This window comes from Rhodopseudomonas sp. BAL398 (assembly GCF_033001325.1).
GTDB lineage: Bacteria > Pseudomonadota > Alphaproteobacteria > Rhizobiales > Xanthobacteraceae > JARJEH01.
This window is the reverse complement of sequence record NZ_CP133111.1, coordinates 3,532,690-3,551,836: the sequence shown is the minus strand read 5'-3', so window position 1 is coordinate 3,551,836 and position 19,147 is coordinate 3,532,690. Positions and strand designations below refer to the sequence as shown.

At 64.4% G+C, this 19,147-nt stretch carries 15 protein-coding genes, 1 tRNA gene and 1 pseudogene; 15 read left to right on the top strand and 2 right to left on the bottom strand.

The annotated features are described in order from the left end of the window. The first annotated feature begins 355 nt into the window (after positions 1 to 355). The 11 genes from RBJ75_RS16765 to pta all read left to right on the top strand — a co-directional run bounded on the left by RBJ75_RS16765 (position 356) and on the right by pta (position 12,949). Complete coding sequence (locus tag RBJ75_RS16765) at positions 356 to 1,087, top strand: 3-hydroxybutyrate dehydrogenase (protein WP_411194470.1); 732 nt, start codon at positions 356 to 358, stop codon at positions 1,085 to 1,087. Positions 1,088 to 1,152: 65 nt separating this feature from the next. After that, on the top strand, positions 1,153 to 1,662 hold the full coding sequence (locus RBJ75_RS16760; RefSeq protein WP_044419117.1) for a MaoC/PaaZ C-terminal domain-containing protein: 510 nt from the start codon (positions 1,153 to 1,155) through the stop codon (positions 1,660 to 1,662). A gap of 201 nt (positions 1,663 to 1,863) precedes the next feature. Then, positions 1,864 to 2,667, top strand: coding sequence for an enoyl-ACP reductase FabI (gene fabI / locus RBJ75_RS16755; RefSeq protein WP_080901293.1), 804 nt, complete (start codon positions 1,864 to 1,866; stop codon positions 2,665 to 2,667). A gap of 731 nt (positions 2,668 to 3,398) precedes the next feature. Then, positions 3,399 to 4,178: a 3-hydroxybutyrate dehydrogenase gene (locus RBJ75_RS16750; RefSeq protein WP_276156580.1), complete on the top strand. Its 780-nt coding sequence runs from the start codon at positions 3,399 to 3,401 to the stop codon at positions 4,176 to 4,178. Between the two features lie 56 nt (positions 4,179 to 4,234). Beyond that, positions 4,235 to 5,632 carry a GntP family permease gene (locus tag RBJ75_RS16745; protein WP_044416813.1) on the top strand — a complete coding sequence of 466 codons (1,398 nt, stop codon included), beginning with the start codon at positions 4,235 to 4,237 and terminating at the stop codon, positions 5,630 to 5,632. 34 nt (positions 5,633 to 5,666) lie between these two features. After that, entirely contained in the window at positions 5,667 to 6,650 is a 984-nt protein-coding gene (locus RBJ75_RS16740; RefSeq protein ID WP_044416811.1) for a 3-keto-5-aminohexanoate cleavage protein, read from the top strand. Then, positions 6,647 to 7,309: a CoA transferase subunit A gene (locus RBJ75_RS16735; protein ID WP_044416809.1), complete on the top strand. Its 663-nt coding sequence runs from the start codon at positions 6,647 to 6,649 to the stop codon at positions 7,307 to 7,309. The genes RBJ75_RS16740 and RBJ75_RS16735 overlap by 4 nt, the downstream gene beginning before the upstream one ends. Continuing rightward, positions 7,302 to 8,021: a 3-oxoacid CoA-transferase subunit B gene (locus RBJ75_RS16730; RefSeq protein ID WP_276156581.1), complete on the top strand. Its 720-nt coding sequence runs from the start codon at positions 7,302 to 7,304 to the stop codon at positions 8,019 to 8,021. The genes RBJ75_RS16735 and RBJ75_RS16730 overlap by 8 nt, the downstream gene beginning before the upstream one ends. 133 nt (positions 8,022 to 8,154) lie before the next feature. Beyond that, positions 8,155 to 9,327 (top strand): acetyl-CoA C-acetyltransferase, encoded by a 1,173-nt coding sequence (locus RBJ75_RS16725; RefSeq protein ID WP_044418456.1) that lies wholly within the window; start codon positions 8,155 to 8,157, stop codon positions 9,325 to 9,327. A 202-nt stretch (positions 9,328 to 9,529) separates the two neighbouring features. Then, a complete protein-coding gene (locus RBJ75_RS16720; protein WP_317528506.1) occupies positions 9,530 to 10,774 on the top strand; it encodes an acetate kinase in 1,245 nt (414 codons plus the stop codon). A gap of 45 nt (positions 10,775 to 10,819) precedes the next feature. After that, complete coding sequence (gene pta, locus RBJ75_RS16715) at positions 10,820 to 12,949, top strand: phosphate acetyltransferase (RefSeq protein ID WP_317528505.1); 2,130 nt, start codon at positions 10,820 to 10,822, stop codon at positions 12,947 to 12,949. A 123-nt stretch (positions 12,950 to 13,072) separates the two neighbouring features. Here the strand turns inward: pta and RBJ75_RS16710 are convergent, their stop codons facing one another. Beyond that, positions 13,073 to 14,632 carry a sigma-54 interaction domain-containing protein gene (locus RBJ75_RS16710; protein ID WP_234707454.1) on the bottom strand — a complete coding sequence of 520 codons (1,560 nt, stop codon included), beginning with the start codon at positions 14,630 to 14,632 and terminating at the stop codon, positions 13,073 to 13,075. Here RBJ75_RS16710 and RBJ75_RS16705 point away from each other — a divergent pair. Continuing rightward, positions 14,598 to 14,806, top strand: a pseudogene (locus RBJ75_RS16705) (hypothetical protein); the annotation flags it as partial. The gene RBJ75_RS16710 and the pseudogene RBJ75_RS16705 sit on opposite strands and share 35 nt — an antisense overlap. Before the next feature lie 766 nt (positions 14,807 to 15,572). On the opposite strand, the gene RBJ75_RS16700 reads toward RBJ75_RS16705, so the two are convergent. Further along, a tRNA-Thr gene (locus RBJ75_RS16700) sits at positions 15,573 to 15,647 on the bottom strand. Between the two features lie 366 nt (positions 15,648 to 16,013). On the opposite strand from RBJ75_RS16700, the gene RBJ75_RS16695 reads away from it, so the two are divergent. The 3 genes from RBJ75_RS16695 to RBJ75_RS16685 all read left to right on the top strand — a co-directional run bounded on the left by RBJ75_RS16695 (position 16,014) and on the right by RBJ75_RS16685 (position 19,122). Then, positions 16,014 to 16,211, top strand: a complete 198-nt coding sequence (locus tag RBJ75_RS16695) for a hypothetical protein (RefSeq protein ID WP_044414235.1) — start codon at positions 16,014 to 16,016, stop codon at positions 16,209 to 16,211. A gap of 48 nt (positions 16,212 to 16,259) precedes the next feature. Beyond that, the gene (locus tag RBJ75_RS16690; RefSeq protein WP_044414238.1) at positions 16,260 to 17,972 is read left to right on the top strand and encodes an FAD-dependent oxidoreductase; all 1,713 of its coding nucleotides are present in this window, start codon (positions 16,260 to 16,262) and stop codon (positions 17,970 to 17,972) included. 148 nt (positions 17,973 to 18,120) lie between these two features. Further along, entirely contained in the window at positions 18,121 to 19,122 is a 1,002-nt protein-coding gene (locus RBJ75_RS16685) for an alpha/beta fold hydrolase (protein ID WP_052628978.1), read from the top strand. The last annotated feature ends 25 nt before the right edge of the window (positions 19,123 to 19,147 follow it).

Below are 19,147 nucleotides of genomic sequence, written 5' to 3'. Positions count from 1 at the left end.
CGCGCGTTGATGCGTCACCTTGGAAGGCCGCGTCGTTGGGTCGACGTCAGAATTCGAGACAGGCGACTGTCAACAATTGGCGCACGTGTTGACAGCAGATTCTCGGATAACGGCAGCAAACGCCGAAGTAACTGTTCGGGATCGCAGACACGCCCGCCGCTGTTGCGTCGTCTCGGTCTACCAATCCGTTGTTATAATTGAATTAATGCGCTTGGCACGGGGCTTGCTGATCTGTTGCTTGCAAGGCTGTGCGCACGCCCCTGAGCGGTTGCGCGCATCCGACTTGACGACGTTGCTAGGACAAATCATGGAACACAGAAATGCGCTTGTCACCGGCTCAACCAGTGGAATCGGTTTGGCGACCGCTCGCGAACTGGCCAATCGTGGTTGCCACGTCATGCTCAACGGTTTCGGTGACGCTGCCGAAATCGAAGGGCTGTGCACGGAGATCGCGGCGCGCAGCGGCACCAAGGTAATCCACTCGGGCGCCGACCTCAGTCGACCCGAGGAGATCCATACCATGCTGGCGCGGGCGGTCGAGGCCTTCGGTCCGCTCGACATCGTGGTCAACAACGCCGGCACGCAGCATGTCGCGCCGGTGCAGAACTTTCCCGACGAAAAATGGGATCTGTTGCTCGCGGTGAATCTGAGCGCTGCGTTTCACATCATCAAGGCCGTGGTGCCCGGGATGATGGCGCGGGGCTGGGGGCGGATCGTCAACACGTCGTCGGTGCTCGGGATGGTGGGCGCGCCGCACAAGCCCGCTTACGTCGCCTCCAAGCACGGCCTGATCGGTCTGACCAAATCGGTGGCGATCGAAGTCGCCGAGCATGGCGTCACCTGCAACGCGGTGTGTCCCGGCACCGTGCTGACGGCGATCATCGAAAAGCAGATCGCCCAGCAGGCGGTGGCCACCGGCCTGCGGGAGGATCAGGTGATGAAGGAAGTATTCCTCCGGGAAATCCCCACGAAAAAGATGATCCCGGCCGAACACCTCGCCGCCACCATCGCCTTCCTGTGCTCGGAGGAGGCCGGCTCCATCACCGGCGCCGCCATCGCCGTCGACGGCGGCTACACGGCTCACTGACGCGAACGCGCCGCGCCGCCACTGTCGCGCTCCCGCTTCGGTGGCCGGCTTAAGGAATAGACATTATGGACACGCTGCTCACCGACACCCTTGATCAGACGCTCATCGAGAACGTTACCTATGACGAGCTGCAAATTGGCCGCGCGACAGGCTTCATCCGCACGGTGACGCAAAGAGACATCGCCATTTTCGCAGCACTCTCCGGTGACGTGAATCCTGCGCATCTCGACGAGGAATTCGCCGCTGCCTCGATGTTTAATGGCGTCGTCGCCCACGGCATGCTCACCGCTGGATTCATTTCGACGATCCTTGGAACCATGCTGCCGGGGCCCGGTGCGATCTATTTGAGCCAGAGTCTGCGGTTCTGTTGCCCGGTCAAGCCCGGCGACCGGATCACTGTCACTGTGACAGTGGTGGCAAAGGACGACGAGAAGAAGCGCATCACGCTGGATTGCCGTTGCCTGAACCAAGAGGGCACGGATGTCGTGGTCGGAACCGCTCTCGTCATCGCGCCGGTCGAACGGATTCTGCGGCAGCGCGCCCATTTGCCGGAATTGCAAGTCGTCTGCCCATGAAAGGCGGTCAGCATGATCGTCACCAAACTTTCCAAGCTCGCTCGGGAGCGCTCCCCGCATCGCTTCGTGCGCGGTGGCGTCGATGCTGGTCCATGCGCAGTGGTGCACCCGAAACGACCATTCTTTCGTCCGCTCGATCACGTCCGATCGTCGATCCTTTCCCTTTAACAAGCTCTCGACCGAGAGCCGGAGACTACCAAAATGGATGACAACTCCTTTTACCCGATGCCCGATCAAGGTCTGTTCAAGCTGTCCGGCAAAAAAATCCTTGTCATCGGCATTGCCAACGAGAACTCGATTGCCTGGGGATGCGCGAAGGCTTATCGCGCCATGGGGGCTGACCTTGCGATCACCTATTTGAACGACAAATCGGAACGTTTCGTCCGTCCGCTGGCGGAGCAGCTCGAAGCCTCGATCATCTTGAAGGCCGACGTGACGCGGGAAGGCGAGCTCGAGGCCGTATTTGATACGATTCACAGCAAATGGGGCCGGCTGGACGGCCTGCTACATTCGATTGCTTTCGCCCCGATGGCGGATCTGCATGGGCGCGTCATCGACTGCTCGCGGGAGGGCTTCATGATGGCGATGGACGTGTCGTGCCATTCCTTCATTCGCATGGCCAAGCTTGCCGAACCGTTGATGCCTGAAGGAGGATCGATCCAGACCCTCAGTTATCTCGGCGCTGACAAGGTGGTCGATCACTACAATATCATGGGGCCGGTGAAGGCCGCCCTGGAAAGCGTGACCCGATACCTGGCGTCCGAACTTGGCACGAAAGGCATTCGCGTCAATACGCTGTCGCCAGGTCCGTTGAAGACTCGCGCCGCCAGCGGCATCGGCCACTTCGACGAATTGATAGCCAAGGCCACGGAACGTGCGCATACGCACGAGCTGACCACGATCGAGGAGGTCGGTGCGTATTCCGGCTTTCTCATGACTGACCTGGCCCGCTCGGTGACCGGCGAACTGCACTACATCGATGGCGGCTACAACACCGTCGGCTGAGTCGAGCAAGATAACAGTGGAGCCACCATCGGCTCCATTCCTGCGACTGCCACTGCGAATAAGCTTCTCAACGCTTGATTGGCCGGGTTAACGCCGGCCAATCAAGCGTTTTTCGTGCCGGATTCTGCGTCGGTTCGCGTCGGAGACGTCGATGAACCGCAGCAATGTGGTTCGACTGCATCGACCACGGCGCTTTGCGTGGCGTTGATGATTGTTGCTGGCGCTTTATTCCTTCAGCAGCCGGCCGTGCCGGTCTTTCGTCGATCGGTCTTCAGCGCCGCAGCTGTCGGCCCGCCTTGGCGCGATGCGCTGCGGCCAGGTCCATGTCACGCTTTCTGCATCGTCATCAGTGCGCCCGCGCCGGTTAGGTAGTTGCTGGTGCCGAGTCAGAATTCAGGACAAAGGGGCTGTCAGAAATCGGTGCACGCCGCTCGCGCCGGCTCGTTGCAATGCGCGTCTTACGCTGAAATTCGCTGTGCCGCATCGAGTTACTCAACGTTTCGTCGTTGGCATGGCGCTTGCTGTGCTGTTGTCGACAAGAAACGCGGAATGCAAAGCGGGCCTCGGCGTCGGCCCTCGGTACTATCACAAAGATAAGTGTCGAGGACAGATCGATCAGGTCGATGGAAAGCAGACGGCGCGGCTTGCCAAGGCATCGGCATCATCGACGCGTCCCGCGCGTCGTGACGCGGTTGCGCGCATCCGACTTGACGACGTTGCTAGGACAAATCATGGAACATAGAAATGCACTTGTCACCGGCTCGACCAGTGGAATCGGTTTGGCGACCGCTCGCGAATTGGCCAATCGTGGTTGCCACGTCATGCTCAACGGCTTCGGTGACGCCGCCGAAATCGAAGGGCTGTGCGCCGAGATCGCGGCGCGCAGCGGCACCAAGGTAATCCACTCGGGCGCCGACCTCAGTCGACCCGAGGAGATCCATACCATGCTGGCGCAGGCGGTCGAGGCCTTCGGTCCGCTCGACATCGTGGTCAACAACGCCGGCACGCAGCATGTCGCGCCGGTGCAGAATTTTCCCGACGAGAAATGGGATCTGTTGCTCGCGGTGAATCTGAGCGCTGCGTTCCACATCATCAAGGCCGTGGTGCCCGGGATGATGGCGCGGGGCTGGGGGCGGATCGTCAACACGTCGTCGGTGCTTGGGATGGTGGGCGCGCCGCACAAGCCCGCTTACGTCGCCTCCAAGCACGGCCTGATCGGCCTGACCAAATCGGTGGCGATCGAAGTCGCCGAGCATGGCGTCACCTGCAACGCGGTGTGTCCTGGCACCGTGCTGACCGCGATCATCGAAAAGCAGATCGCCCAGCAGGCGGTGGCCACCGGCCTGCGGGAGGATCAGGTGATGAAGGAAGTATTCCTCCGGGAAATCCCCACGAAAAAGATGATCCCGGCCGAACACCTCGCCGCGACCATCGCCTTCCTGTGCTCGGAGGAGGCCGGCTCCATCACCGGCGCCGCCATCGCCGTCGACGGCGGCTACACGGCTCACTGACGCGAGTGCCGCGGCAGGTCGAGGATCTGCCGTAACCCCATTCATGGAGGAAAGTCATGGACTTTCTAATCTGCCTCCTTTCGCTCGCCTTCCTGATGTTCGTCGCATATCGAGGGTTCAGCGTCATCCTGTTCGCACCCATCGCCGCCATCGGCGCCGTCATGCTGACCGATCCCGGCAACATTTTGCCGATCTACAGCGGCTTGTTCATGAACAAGATGGTGATGTTCGTCGAGAACTACTTCCCGCTGTTCTTGCTGGGCGCCCTGTTCGGCAAGCTCATCGAGATGTCGGGCTTTGCGCAGTCGATCGTGACCACGGTGCTGCGCTTGATCGGCCGCAATCAAACTCTGCTGGCGATCTGCATCGTGTCGGCCGTGCTGACCTATGGCGGCGTCTCGCTATTCGTGGTCGCGTTCGCGGTCTATCCGTTCGCCGCGGAAATGTGCCGATCCACCGACGTTCCCAAGAATCTGATTCCCGCCACCATCATTTTCGGCGGCGCGACCTTCACGATGGACTGCCTCCCCGGTACGCCGGCGATCGTCAACATCATTCCGACGTCGTTCTTCCACACCAGCATCTACGCCGCGCCGATCCTCGGGATGATCGGTGCGACGCTGATCTTCTGCAGCGGTTTCGCTTACCTCGAATGGTCGCGACGCCGCTTGACGGCGAAGGGCGGAGGCTATGCCGGGGCGTGTGAACTGCGCGCCGAACCGCAGATCCTCTCGGAAGAGGCGCTGCCGAATCCCTGGGTGGCCATCAGTCCGTTGATCATGGTCGGCGTACTCAACCTGGTGTTCACCAAGATGCTGCCGGTTTGGTACCCGGCCAAGATCGTGGTCGACATGAACGCCATCACCAAGCCGATCACCGTGAACCTTCCGGCCATCCAGGGCATCTGGGCGGTCGAGATCTCGCTGGCGATCGCCTGTCTGTTCGTGGTGTGCGTCGCCTTCAAGCCGTTGAAAGCGAAGTTTGCGGCAGCCAGCCAAGTTGCGGTTGGCGGCGCTATGCTGGCGACCATGAACACGGCGACGGAATACGGCTACGGTTCGGTGATCGCCGCGCTGCCCGGCTTCCTCGTCATTCGTGATGCTCTGACATCGATACCCAATCCCCTGCTGAACGAGGCCATCACCATCAACGCGCTGGCCGGGATCGTCGGCTCGGCATCGGGCGGCATGAGCATTGCGCTCGCGGCGATGGCCGACAGCTTCGTGGCCAGTGCCAACGCCGCCGGCATCCCGCTCGAGGTGTTGCACCGTGTCGCCGCCATGGCGAGCGGCGGCATGGACTCGCTTCCGCACAACGGCGCGGTCATCACCATCATGGCCGTTTGCGGCCTCAACCACAGGGAAGCCTACCCCTACATTTTCGGAATTGTCATCTGCAAGACGTTCGCTGCCTTCGCGGTGATCGGGATCTACTACCTGACCGGGTGGGTCTGAGCCTTCATCTGCAACTCAACCATGGAGAAAGATTATGAGTAAGCTGGTCATCACGGCAGCGATCACGGGCGGCGTCCACGTCCCCAGCCTGTCGCCCTATTTCCCCCACACCCCGGCAATGGTCGTCGAGCAGGCGGTCGGTGCAGCCGCCGCCGGCGCGGCGGTGGTTCACATCCACGCCCGCGATCCCAAGGACAGTCGCCCGAGCAGCGACGTCAATGTGTTCGAGGACATCGTCAGCGCCATCGATCAGCAATGCGATGCCGCGATCTGCATTACCACGGGCGGCGGACTGGGCATGACCCCGGAGGAAAGGCTGAAGCCGGTCAACGCTCTGAAGCCGGAATTGGCGTCGCTCAATGCGGGCTCGATGAATTTCGCGATCCACCCGCTGGCCGACAAGATCAAGCAGCCGAAATTCGACTGGGAGATCCCTTACCTGAAATCCACGGAAGACCTTGTGTTTCCGAATACGTTCAAGAGCCTCAAGGTGTTCTCTGCCGGCATGCAGGCGGTCGGCACCAAGCCGGAACTCGAAGTCTATGACGTCGGCATGATCAATAATATTAGGTACTTGATCGACACCGGCGCGCTGAAGACTCCGGTCTATCTGCAGTTCGTGATGGGCATTTTGGGCGGCATGCCGGCGACGCCCGCTAATTTGTTGTTCCTGGTCGATACCGCGCAGAAGCTGATCGGTGCCGAAAACTTCGTCTGGTCGTGCTGCGCCGCCGGCAGGACGCAAATGCCGCTGCTCACTTTGGCCATGACCCTGGGCGGCAACGTCCGTGTCGGGCTGGAAGACAATCTCTACATTGGACCCGGCGAACTGGCGAAGAGCAGCGCCGAGCAGGTCGAGAAGATCATCCGGATTGCCAAGGAACTGAACTTCGAAATCGCAAGCCCCGCCGACGCCCGTCAAATCCTGGGACTGAAGGGGCAGGGGGAAGTCGGCTGGGCTGCGCGTTCCCGCAGCGAGCGAAGGGTCGCGACCAGCGCCAGCGGGGCGCGGCTATGAAAAAGGTCATCGCGCTGGCTGATGCGGTCGAACGCATTCCGGAAGGCGCCGTGCTGATGATCGGCGGCTTCACGGGCATCGGCGCGCCGATGCGGCTGATCGACGAACTGGTGCGACAGCGCCGGAGTGCACTGACGATCATCACGAATGACACCGGGCGGCCCAATGTTGGCGTCGGAAAGTTGATCAGCGAGCGACTTGTCTCGCGTGTCATCACCAGCCACATCGGCCTCAACCCGGACACTCAGAAGCAGATGATCGCCGGCGAGATTGAGGTCGAACTGGTGCCGCAGGGAACGCTGGCCGAACGCATCCGCGCCGGCGGCTTTGGGTTGGGCGGCGTCCTCACCCTCACCGGCCTCGGCACGTTAGTCGAGCAGGGCAAGGCGACCGTCGATGTCGATGGCGAGACCTTTCTGCTGGAGAAGCCGCTGCGGGCCGACTTCGCCCTCGTGGCGGCCAAGCGCGCAGACCACGGCGGCAACCTCGAATACGCGTTCACCGCCCGAAACTTCAACCCGCTGATGGCGATGGCGGCCACGACCGTCATCGCCGAGGCTGATGAGATCGTGCCGGTCGGGGTCATCCCGCCCGACGTGGTCGTGACGCCGAACGTCGTCGTGGACCACCTGGTAGCCAAGGAGCGTCGTCATGGATGAGAAAACCATCATCGCCAAGCGTGTGGCGCTGGAACTGCGCGACGGCGAGCTTGTCAATCTGGGCATCGGCCTGCCCACGCTGGTGGCGCGCTATCTGCCGGACGATGTGGAGGTGTTCTTGCAGTCGGAGAACGGCCTGATCGGCGTTCAGACGCTGCCGGACGAGGGACTGGAGGACGATGACCTCACCGACGCCGGCGGCGGCCCGATCGGCGCGGTGCCGGGGGCGGCAGCCTTCGACAGCGCAATGTCGTTCGGGCTGGTCCGCGGTGGGCATCTGGACGTCACCGTCCTCGGCGGTCTGCAAGTGGACCAGCAGGGTCAACTCGCCAACTGGATGGTGCCGGGCAAGATGGTGCCGGGCATGGGCGGCGCGATGGATCTGGTGTCGGGGGCCAAGCGGGTGATCGTTGCCATGCAGCACACCGCTAAGGGGCAGTCGAAGATCCTCAAGCGCTGCACCCTGCCGGTCACATCGGTGCGTCGGGTCAACCTGATCGTCACGGAGCTTGCCGTCATCGAACCCACCCCGGACGGACTGCTGCTTCGCGAGGTCGCCCCCGGCGTCACGGTGGAACAGGTCGTCGTCGCCACCGAGGCTGACCTCATCATTCCGATTGATGTGCCGACGATGCCGATCGAGAACGAGTTGGGCACCAAGGTTGCCGACGTCGTGCCATCGTCGCGCACACTGCCAGAGGCGGCCGGTTGATGGTGGATAGCGATCTTTCCGGTGCGGTCGGTGCGACGGTCGGTGCGTTCAAGGGCGGCTTGGGCACGGCCGTCACCTTGCCGGCTTTCTCATCGGCCTCGACAGTTTCTGAACCGCCCTCGAGGACAACATCATGAGTAACATCGTCATCGCATCTGCCGCCCGCACCGCGGTCGGATCGTTCAACGGCAGTCTTGCCAGCATACCGGCGCACGAATTGGGTGCGGCCGTGATCCGTGAGGCGCTGAGCCGCGCCGAGACCGAACCCGCCGAGGTCAACGAAGTCATCCTTGGCCATGTGCTCACCGCCGGACAGGGTCAGAACCCGGCGCGCCAGGCGGCGATGGCCGCCGGCATTCCGGCGAGCGCGAGCGCGTTCTGCATCAACCAGGTCTGCGGTTCTGGACTACGCAGTGTCGCGCTGGGCTACCAGGCCATCCGCGAGGGCGATGCGGACATCATGGTCGTCGGCGGTCAGGAAAGCATGAGCCTGGCTCCGCATTTCGTGCATCTGCGTGCCGGCACCAAGATGGGCAGCGCCGAACTGCAGGACACGATGATCAAGGACGGGTTGTGGGAAGCCTTCCATGGCTATCACATGGGAACCACCGCCGAGAACGTCGCGCGGGCCTTCCAGATCACGCGCGAGCAGCAGGATGCCTTCGCCGCCGGTTCGCAGCAGAAGGCCGCGGCCGCCCAGCAGGCCGGTCGCTTCGCCGACGAGATCGTCGCCTTCACGGTGAAGACCCGCAAGGGCGAGGTGGTGGTCGACAGCGACGAATATCCCAAGGCGGGCACCACCGCAGAGACGCTGGCCAAGCTGCGCCCGGCCTTCGCCAAGGATGGCACCGTGACCGCGGGCAATGCCTCGGGTCTCAATGACGGGGCCGCGGCGCTGGTGCTGATGCGTGAAGAGGACGCGGTTCGCCGCGGCCTCACCCCGCTTGCGCGCATCGCGTCGTGGGCGACCGCCGGCGTCGACCCTGCCATCATGGGGACCGGCCCGATCGCGGCCAGTCGGCTGGCGCTTCGCAAGGCCGGCTGGACCGTCGAGCAGCTCGATCTGGTCGAAGCCAACGAAGCCTTCGCCGCTCAAGCCTTGGCGGTGAACAGCGAGATGGGCTGGGATCCGGCGCGGGTCAACGTCAATGGCGGGGCGATCGCGCTCGGCCATCCGATCGGTGCATCGGGGGCGCGCATCCTCGTCACCCTGCTGCACGAGATGCAAAAGCGCGATGCCAAGAAGGGCCTTGCGACGCTTTGCATCGGCGGCGGCATGGGCGTGGCGCTCTGCGTCGAACGCTAATGGCTGCGACTCCCCCGGAGTGCGTGAGCGCCCCGGGGGGCTGAGCCGCTCAGCTCCATAACTCATCTGTAAAGGCGACCGCGGACGCACGACCGCCGGCGGCGGAGTCGTGCGTCCTTTGAAGACTTAGTCCTTGCTCGAGTTCGGCGCCCCGGCATTTGCCATGCGCCGACATCGTCCTCCCAATAAGTGAGATCGAAGAATGGCCTATATTTCCGAGCTCGTCCTGGTGATCAATTGCGGCTCGTCGTCGCTCAAATTCTCGGTGATTCCGGCGTCGGGCGGCGGTCCGCTGGCGAGCGGTCTGGCGGAATGCCTCGGGCGTCCGGAGGCGCGGATCGTGCTCAAATCGGCTGATACCAAGACGGTCAATTCGCTGCACGGCGGCAGCCATGATTCGGCGCTGGCGGCGATCCTGCGCTATCTCGCCGAGCAGCGCCTGCTCGATCGCATCGTCGTGGTCGGCCATCGCGTCGTCCATGGCGGCGAGCGGTTCTCCGCCTCGGCGCTGGTGACGCCGGAGGTGATCGCCGACATCGAGGCGGTCGCGGCGCTGGCGCCGCTGCACAATCCGGCCAATCTGCTCGGCATCCGCGCCTGCGCGCAGGGCCTGCCGGCGATCCCCCAGGTCGTGGTGTTCGACACTGCGTTCCACCAGACCATCGCCGCCGCCGCCTTCACCTATGCGATCCCGCAGCGCCTGTATCGCGACCAGGGCGTGCGGCGTTACGGCTTCCACGGCACCTCGCATCGCTATATCGCCGGCCAGACGGTCGATCTGCTGCGGCTCGATCCGCAGGATCATGGCATCGTCATCGCCCATCTCGGCAATGGCGCCTCGGCCACCGCGGTCAGCAATGGCGTGAGCGTCGATACCACGATGGGCATGACGCCGCTGGAAGGGCTGGTGATGGGCACCCGCTCGGGCGACATCGATTTCGGCGTGGTGGCGCATGTCGCGCGCACCAACCGGATGAGCCTCGATGAGGTCGAGACCATGCTGAACACCCAAAGCGGGCTGCTCGGCATCTCCGAACTATCCGGCGATTGCCGGGCGCTGGAGCAGGCCGCGCAATCAGGCCATCCCGGCGCCATCCTCGCCCTCGACGTCTTCGTGCACAGGCTGGCGCGCCACATCGGCGGGCTTGCGGCCTCGCTCGACAATTTCGACGCGCTGGTGTTCACCGGCGGCATCGGCGAGAACTCGGCACTGCTACGCGCCAAGACCATCGAGAGCCTGCGGGTGTTCGGCTTCACCCTCAATCGCGAAGCCAATGAGCGCACCGTGGGCGGGCGCAGCGGCCGCATCAGCCGCAGCCGGCGACCGACCGCCATCGTCATCCCCACCGATGAAGAAGGCCTGATCGCCCGCGACGCCACCGCCATTCTGGGGATCTCCCCGTCGGGCGGCTTTCCCGCCCAGCCCTCCGACCTTCACATCGCCTGATCGCAGGCGCGCGCAACTCCTCGATCGGTCGCCGAAAGCATTCCAATGAATAATTCCCGCCATCGTACGTTCTATCTCGTTCCGGTCTCCCGCGAGGCCGGCCTCACATCGATGACGCTGGGCCTGGTCCGGGCCCTGCAACTCACCGGCGTCAAGGTCGGCTTCGTCAAGCCGATCATGCAGCCCGAAATCCGCTCCGGCGATCTCGATCTGGCGGCGCATTTCGCCCGGACGCTGTGCGGCGTCCGCACCCCGGACCCGATCGCGTTCGATCACGCCGCCGAGATGGTGCGCTCCGGCCAGCTCGGCGGGCTGATGGAAGAAGTGGTGTCGATGGTCGACACCGTTCAGGCCGATTGCGACATCGTCATCGTCGAGGGCCTGATCCCCGACGTCGAATTCCAGATCGCCACGAGGCTGAACATCGAGATCATCCGCTCGCTCGGCGCCGATCTGATCCCGGTGCTGGCTGGCGGATCGCACGATGCCGCAGCACTGGCGGCGAAGGCCGCCGCCGCCGCCGAGCAATATGGCGACGACGGCCGCCGGCCGATCGCCGGCCTGCTGATCAATCGCTGCATCGACGCCGCCGCCGCCCTGGCGCTGACCGAGCGCGGCGCGCTGACGCTGAACGGATCGAACCCGGTGCCGATCCTCGCCGCGGTGCCGAGTGCCGCGCATCTGCTGGCGCCGCATCTGATCGACATCGCCGACACGCTCGGCCTGACCATCCTCAATCGCGGCGGCATCGACACCACGCGCGTGCTCAACGTCGTGGTCGCGGCGCGCTCGCCGGAGAAGCTGATCGGGACCTTGCGGCCGGAAACCCTGGTGGTGACGCCGGCCGATCGCAGCGATGCCATTCTCGCCACCGCGCTGGTGGCGCAGCGCGGCATGGCGCTGGCCGGCCTGGTGCTGACCTGCGGCGGGCGTCCGGCCCCCGAGCTCGCCGCGATCCTGGCTTCCGCCCCGCTCGATCGGCTCGCCGTCCTGTGTACCGACGACGACACGTTCACCACCGCGTCGAAGCTGGCCAATCTGTCGGCCCATGTCAGTCGCGCCGATGGCGATCGCATGGAACGGGTGATCGCGTTCATCGCCGAGAAGGTGGAGACGCGGCCGCTGGCGCTGCGGCTCGATCTGCCGGTCGAGACGCTGATGCCGCCGCCGGTGTTCCGCCATCGCCTGGTCGCGCGCGCGCGTGCGGCGCTGCGCCGCATCGTGCTGCCCGAGGGCGAGGAGCCGCGCACCATCCGCGCCGCCGCGATCTGCGCCGACAAGCGCATCGCCCGCTGCATCCTGCTCGGCGCGCCCGAGCGCATCCGCGAGGTCGCCGCGGCGCATGGCATCGAGCTGCCGGACAATCTCGAGATCGTCGACGCCGAGCAGCAGCGCGGCCGCTACGTCGCGCCGCTGGTCGAATTGCGCAAGGCCAAGGGCCTGACAAAACTCCAGGCCGAGATCGCGCTGGAGGATTCCGTGGTGCTCGGCACCATGATGTTGGCGCAGAACGACGTCGACGGGCTGGTCTCGGGCGCCGTTCACACCACCGCCTCGACAGTGCGCCCCGCGCTGCAGCTGATCAAGACCGCGCCGGGATCGAGCATCGTCTCCAGCGTGTTCTTCATGCTGATGCCGGACCAGGTCCTGGTCTATGGCGATTGCGCCATCAACCCCGATCCGACCGATCACGAACTCGCCGAGATCGCGATCCAGTCGGCCGATTCCGCAGCCGCCTTCGGCATCGAGCCGCGGGTGGCGATGATCTCCTATTCGACCGGCGCGTCCGGCGCCGGCGAGGACGTCGACAAGGTGCGCCGGGCGACCGACAAGGTCCGCGCGCTGCGCCCCGACCTCATCGTCGACGGCCCGATCCAATACGACGCCGCCACCGTCGCCAGCGTCGGGCGCCAGAAGGCGCCGGGCGGCCCGCTCGACGGCCGCGCCAATGTCTTCGTCTTCCCCGACCTCAACACCGGCAACACCACCTACAAGGCGGTGCAGCGCTCCGCCAATGTCGTCTCGGTCGGACCGATGCTGCAGGGCCTGCGCAAGCCGGTCAACGACCTCTCCCGCGGCGCCCTGGTCGACGACATCGTCTACACCATCGCCATCACCGCCATCCAGGCCGCAGCGGCCAACAAGCCCGGGACCGCGGCCATGGCCGCCGAGTGAGGAGCGGCATGCTTCATCGCCGGCCGGTCGCGATGAAGCACGCCAAGGGTGATCCGCGCTGGCCGCCGGTTGCGGCGAACACGCCGCGGGCCGCGACGCTCCACGTCCTCAGGAGTCGGTCGTTCAGCCGTCCGCGGGAAGACCATAATGGGTCTCAAGGGAGATGTTGTGCCGGCTCATCTTCGCATAGAGGTTGGTGCGTGCCAGACCGAGCTTTCGCGCAGCTTCAAGCTTATTGCCTTTTGCTTCGGTGAGTGCTGCCAGGATGAGCGAGCGTTCGTACTCATCGACGGCCTCGGCGAGCGGGCGCTTCTGAGACGGTAAAGCGACATGGAGGGCCGTTTGCGGAAGAATCTCGGCGAAGTCCTCGGCCGTAATCTGCTCTCCATCGGTGCGCGCATAGACCTGCTCGATGACGTTGGCCAACTCGCGAACATTTCCTGGCCAATTGTAGGCGTGCAGCACCTCCAATGCCGACGGTGCGATCGTGCGCATCGGCTGGTCAAAGGTTGCGGAGGTTCTTTCCGAAAACAACGAGGCTAGGATCTCCAGATCCTCCTTGCGGTGACGCAGCGGCGGCAGGTGAATCGGCAGGACGTTGAGGCGGTAGAACAGATCGGACCGGAATTTGCCTTCCTTGATCATTTCCGGGAGTGCCCGGCTGGTCGCCGCGATAATACGGACGTCGACCTTCACCACTTGATTGGAGCCGAGCGGCTCGACCTCGCGCTCCTGCAGCACGCGCAGCAGCTTGACCTGCAATGACACCGGCATGTCGCCGATCTCATCAAGGAACAGCGTGCCGCCGTTTGCCAATTGAAATTTGCCGGGGCGTGGATGCTGGCTGGCGCCAGTATAGGCTCCGGGCGCAACGCCGAAGCATTCCGCTTCGAGCAGGTTCTCCGGGATCGCCGCAACATTGAGACCAACAAAGGGGCCATTCGCCCGATCCGAAGCCGCATGGATGGCATGCGCGGCCAATTCCTTACCGGTCCCCGTTTCACCCAACAACAGGGCTGACGAGTTGATTCGGCCGCCCTTTCGGATCAGCTGCTTCAATTGAAGCATCACGGGACTGAAGCCGACGAGGCTCTCCACCGTGTATTTCGACGTGCGGGCGGCCGCGAGCTTTTTCTCCATATTTGCCAAGCGCGAATTGAGCTTGTTGAATCGATCTGTGATCGGCCGAAGCAGCGTGATGCTGTTTTTCAAAGAGAAAGAGATCGCACCGATAATTGCCCCGCTTTCATTGCGCAGGGGCAGCCGGCTAACCAAAAGCGTATGCTCACCATACTTTATGATATCGAGCGGAATGGAGCGGCCGGTTTCTACAACTTCGCGCATGCGGCTGTGCGGGATGAGACTCTCCACAGGCTTGCCGATCGCTTTCGCGCAGGTATCGGCCCCGAGCCCCAACACGGTCATCTGCTTCGGGCTGAACCAGACATGCTTTTCGTTCAGCCAGACAATGCGGGCATCCTCGTCGATCAGGAGGGCCCCGTCGATCATTTCGTCGATCATCCCCAACAGATCGCGTGCCGCAGCGAATTGTGCGTCCCGTCCGCCCCGCATCCCTGCCTCCTTTCGAAGCCCGGTGCAGTTCTGAACCCAATTGGCGCGGCTGCCTTGCGGTGGATCAACACTGCGAGAGGTCGTCGGCATCGTCTCCAACGAGGCCGCCATCAGCGGCCTCGTCGGTGCCATCCTGCTTGAGCAGAACGATGAATGGGTGGTTCAGCGCGCCGACTACATGACGCTGGAAGCATCGCCCCTGTCAGCGCTAATCCCATCGTCGGGCTGCCCGCAGTCCGACCTGACCAGACCGGCTTCGGCCGGCAATCGTGGTCGCCATCATGATGCTACACGACATACTTGCCGTGACGAGCATGCCTTCCGGACATTGGCTGCCGCTGCCACGTAAGGCAGAACTCATCCAGGCCATCCGGATGGCTGCAAAGAAAACAGTTTAATCGCGGAGGGAAAGTTCATATTGCACGTGGCGGTCCTTCATTGTGCATGCCGCCAGGCGGCTGCTCTTATTTTCTGAGGCCAACCACGTCTCGGCATCGACCGCCAGAGCGATCGCCTCGGGGCGGCTCCGTCCTGCTTAGGAAATGGTCGAAACGCGCCCGCCGAAAGCCCGCGCCCCGCCGTCGTCCGATGGAATTGCATAGGCATCGCGATCCGGATCGAGCCGGCGTTCCGTTGGTCGTCGGATTTCGCCGCGCCGCTCGCATCTGGCGAAAATTTCTCCAGACGGTCACCGAGTGAGGCTGATCGGTTATCAACGTGACTCCGAATCTTAAGATCGGGGTGGCCGTCATTCACGATCGCGGCCAGAAGCGGCTCCGAGCATTCGTGAGTCCGGGAGGCAATCCGGAGCTTACGCCGGTCAGCGGAATATTCTGGAAACGCCAGGCGTCCACGGCGCTCAAGCCGACCTGCGCTCGAGCGGGGGTTCGGAGACAGACGGCGGACCGATGGGCCAATTCGGTCAGCTGACACAGATGTTTACGGTGTGTTCTGATTGAAAAGACCGATCTGGTCGAACACGTTCGATCCGTCGAGAACACGCGATGCCAATTAAATCATTGATGTTACGGGAAAAGCCCAAAGAAAAGGCTGGTGCTGCCACACAGGGTCGAACTGTGGACCTCTCCATTACCAATGGAGTGCTCTACCACTGAGCTACGGCAGCGTGCCACGTTCCGGGAATCAGCCTGTGAAGGCCCGGCTCGGCGGGCGATCCTTGCCACAAGGCCGCCGTGGTTGCAAGCGGGGTGGCAGAGGGAATGGTAGGGGATGGTCTGCACGCCCCCGCCGTGGCCTTCGTCCCGGGCCATTGGCTGACGCCGGCAGCGTCACCCCCGGCCCGGAACGGGCGATTCCTCAGCGGGGTGCGCCACGCATGGCCTCGGCCAGCCGCGCCGCCAGCGCCTGGCCGCCAGCGACAAATTCCTGTCATGCCGCAATGCTCTGTTGCGGCTGCGGCGCCAGCGCATATGTTTCGCTGGTCATTGTCTCTCGCCGGACAGATTTTCCAACAAGCCCAGCAAAGTACGCCATGACCGACGCGCCAAATCGCTCTGCCACCGACGCTGTCGCCGCGCGCCACAACCGGTTGCGCGATGCGTTGCGCGAAAACCTCAAACGCCGGAAATCGCAGTCGCGCGGCCGGGCCGATCAGCCGGCGCGCGATATCGCCGGCGATGGCGGTCCCAGGCCGGGCGAAGCCGGCAGCGATGTCCATGGGGCTGACTAGCGTCGCGGCGCTGAGCAGCGGTGTGTGTGGCGTAGCGGAGTGGCAGCAATGGCATTCGAACTCAGTCCGAACACCGATCATGCCGATCCGGCCCCGGCCGCCGTGGTCTATCCCCGGCTGGAGCAGACCTTTCCGGTCCTGACCGCAGCGGAAATCGCCCGGATTCGCCGCTTTGGCGAGCTAAAAACCTATGCCGACGGCGAGCGGCTGTTCGAGACCGGCAAGCCGGGGCCGGGCATGTTCGTGATCCTGTCCGGCCAGGTCGCCATCACCCAGCGCGACGGGCTCGGCCATGTCACGCCGGTGGTCGATCAGGGCCCCGGCCAATTTCTCGCCGAGATCGGCCAATTGTCCGGCCGCGTCGCGCTGGTCGACGGCCGCGCCGAGGGCGAGGTCGAGGCCTTGCTGATCCCGCCGGATCGGCTGCGCGCGCTGTTGGTCGCCGAGGCCGAACTCGGCGAGCGGATCATGCGGGCCCTGATCCTGCGCCGGGTCAATCTGATTCAGGGCGGCGTCGGCGGCCCGGTGCTGATCGGCCATGGTCATGCCGCCGACGTGGTCCGGCTGCAGGGATTTCTCACCCGCAATGGCTGGCCGCACCATCTGCTCGACCCGGCTGGCGACCGCGACGCCGCCGAACTGGTGTCGCGCTCGGCGCCGACGCTGCGCGATCTGCCGCTGGTGGTGACGCCCGACGGCACCGTGCTGCGCAATCCGAGCGAATCCGCACTCGCCCGCGCGATGGGCATGATCGGCGAGGGCGTCAAGGACCGGCTCTATGACGTGGCGGTGGTCGGCAGCGGGCCGGCGGGGCTGGCGACCGCGGTCTATGCGGCCTCCGAGGGGCTGTCGGTGGCGGTGTGCGATGCCCGCGCCTTCGGCGGGCAGGCCGGCGCCAGCGCCCGGATCGAGAATTATCTCGGCTTTCCCACCGGCATTTCCGGCCTGGCGCTGACCGCCCGGGCGTTCAACCAGGCGCAGAAATTCGGCGCCGAGATCATGATTCCGGTCGAGGTCAAGGCGCTGGGATGCGGCCGCCCCGACGGCCTGTTCGCGCTGTCGCTCGATGATGGCGAGCAGTTGCGGGCGCGTTCCGTAGTGGTTGCCAGCGGCGCGCGCTACCGCCGTCCCGCGATCGAGGATCTGCCGCGGTTCGAAGGCCGCGGGGTGTGGTATTGGGCGTCGCCGATCGAGGGTCGGCTGTGCAAGGATCAGGAGGTGATCCTGGTCGGTGGCGGCAATTCCGCCGGCCAGGCCGCCGTGTTCCTGTCGGCCCATGCGGCGCGGGTCCATATGGTGATCCGCAGCGGCGGGCTCGGCGCCAGCATGTCGCGCTATCTGATCGAGCGCATCGAATCGACGCCCAACATCGAATTGCTGTTCAACACCGAAGTGGCCGGGCTCGACGGCCCCGAGGACGGCGGCCTCGAGCAGGTGCGGCTGCGCAGCCGGCTGTCCGGCGAGGTCAGTTCGGTGGCGATCCGCAACGTCTTTCTGTTCGTCGGCGCCGATCCCGCCACCGGTTGGCTCGACGGCTGCGGCGTGACGCTGGACCGCGCCGGCTTTGTGATGACCGGCTCGCCATCGACAGAGGATGGCGGCCGACCGGCATCGGCGCTGCAAACCTCGGTGCCGGGCGTGTTCGCGGTGGGCGATGTGCGCGCCGGGTCGGTCAAACGGGTCGGCGGCGCGATCGGCGAAGGCGCCCAGGTGGTCGCGGCGCTGCACGGATTTCTCGCAGATGTTTTGCAACCGAGCTGACGGGCGCTACGATAGAAGTCTGGGATTCGCTCGGAAAAGCCATCAAATTGTCGGTGACGGCGCATTTCAATGGGCGTCGACCCCCGGGGGGCCGTCGCGGTGCGCCGGGACGCGTGCTTGAAGCACCTGGACGTGAAGGAGACGAATAATGCGGCCCTTGCAGATGTTGCGCGCGATCGGCCTCGGCCTGGCGCTGGCCTTCGCGGTGCTGCCGCCGGCGCCCGCCGCCGCGCAAGCGCCGGAAAGCCGCTTTGCCGAGGTGCCCGGCGTCAAGCTGCATTATCTGATCGCCGGACAGGGTGGCGTTCTGGCTGGCGTTCCGGCCACCGGGCCGGTGGCCGGCAAGATCGCCGGTCAGGTCGGCGCCGAAGTCCCGGCCAAAGGCGATCCGGTGCTGCTGCTGCATGGTTTTGCCGAGACCAGCCAGATGTGGCGGCCGCTGATCGCCAAGCTGGCCGAGGATCACACCGTGATCGCGCCGGATCTGCGTGGCTTCGGCGGCTCGGGCGCGCCGCCCGACGGCTACACCAAGGCGGCGATGGCGCGCGACATCCACGCGCTGCTGCAGAGCCTCAAGATCGATCGCATCAAGATCGTCGGCCACGATATCGGGCTGATGGTGGCCTATGCCTATGCGGCGCAATATCCCGCCGAGGTCGAGCGGATCGCCCTGATGGACGCGTTCCTGCCCGGAATCGGCGACTGGACCCATGTCTGGCTGCTCAGCGACATGTGGCATTTCCATTTCTACGGCAAGACGCCGCTGGCGCTGGTCGAGGGCCGCGAGCGGATCTATCTCGATCATTTCTGGAATGATTTTGCCGCCGACCCGAAAAAGTCGGTGCCCGAATCCGACCGCGTTTTCTACACCAAGGCCTATGCGAGGCCCGGCTATATGGCGGCCAGCTTCGAGGTGTTTCATGCCTTCGAGCAGGACGCCAAGGACTTCGCCGGCTTCGCCAAGACCAAGCTGCGGATGCCGATGCTGGTGCTGTCGGGCGAGAAGGCCGGCGGCCAATTCCTGATCAAGCAGGGACGGATGGTCGCCACCAATGTCGAAGGGGTCATCGTCACCGGCTCGGGCCATTGGCTGATCGAGGAGGCGCCGGATCAGGTGATTCCCAAGCTGGTCTCGTTTCTTAAACGCTGACCGCCGCGCCGGCCCGAATCTGAGG

Coding starts and splice junctions, on each gene's coding strand:
- RBJ75_RS16760 (WP_044419117.1), top strand. CDS start 1,153: ATGGACACGCTGCTCACCGACACCCTTGATCAGACGCTCATCGAGAAC.
- fabI (WP_080901293.1), top strand. CDS start 1,864: ATGGATGACAACTCCTTTTACCCGATGCCCGATCAAGGTCTGTTCAAG.
- RBJ75_RS16750 (WP_276156580.1), top strand. CDS start 3,399: ATGGAACATAGAAATGCACTTGTCACCGGCTCGACCAGTGGAATCGGT.
- RBJ75_RS16745 (WP_044416813.1), top strand. CDS start 4,235: ATGGACTTTCTAATCTGCCTCCTTTCGCTCGCCTTCCTGATGTTCGTC.
- RBJ75_RS16740 (WP_044416811.1), top strand. CDS start 5,667: ATGAGTAAGCTGGTCATCACGGCAGCGATCACGGGCGGCGTCCACGTC.
- RBJ75_RS16735 (WP_044416809.1), top strand. CDS start 6,647: ATGAAAAAGGTCATCGCGCTGGCTGATGCGGTCGAACGCATTCCGGAA.
- RBJ75_RS16730 (WP_276156581.1), top strand. CDS start 7,302: ATGGATGAGAAAACCATCATCGCCAAGCGTGTGGCGCTGGAACTGCGC.
- RBJ75_RS16725 (WP_044418456.1), top strand. CDS start 8,155: ATGAGTAACATCGTCATCGCATCTGCCGCCCGCACCGCGGTCGGATCG.
- RBJ75_RS16720 (WP_317528506.1), top strand. CDS start 9,530: ATGGCCTATATTTCCGAGCTCGTCCTGGTGATCAATTGCGGCTCGTCG.
- pta (WP_317528505.1), top strand. CDS start 10,820: ATGAATAATTCCCGCCATCGTACGTTCTATCTCGTTCCGGTCTCCCGC.
- RBJ75_RS16710 (WP_234707454.1), bottom strand. CDS start 14,632: ATGGCGGCCTCGTTGGAGACGATGCCGACGACCTCTCGCAGTGTTGAT.
- RBJ75_RS16695 (WP_044414235.1), top strand. CDS start 16,014: ATGACCGACGCGCCAAATCGCTCTGCCACCGACGCTGTCGCCGCGCGC.
- RBJ75_RS16690 (WP_044414238.1), top strand. CDS start 16,260: ATGGCATTCGAACTCAGTCCGAACACCGATCATGCCGATCCGGCCCCG.
- RBJ75_RS16685 (WP_052628978.1), top strand. CDS start 18,121: ATGCGGCCCTTGCAGATGTTGCGCGCGATCGGCCTCGGCCTGGCGCTG.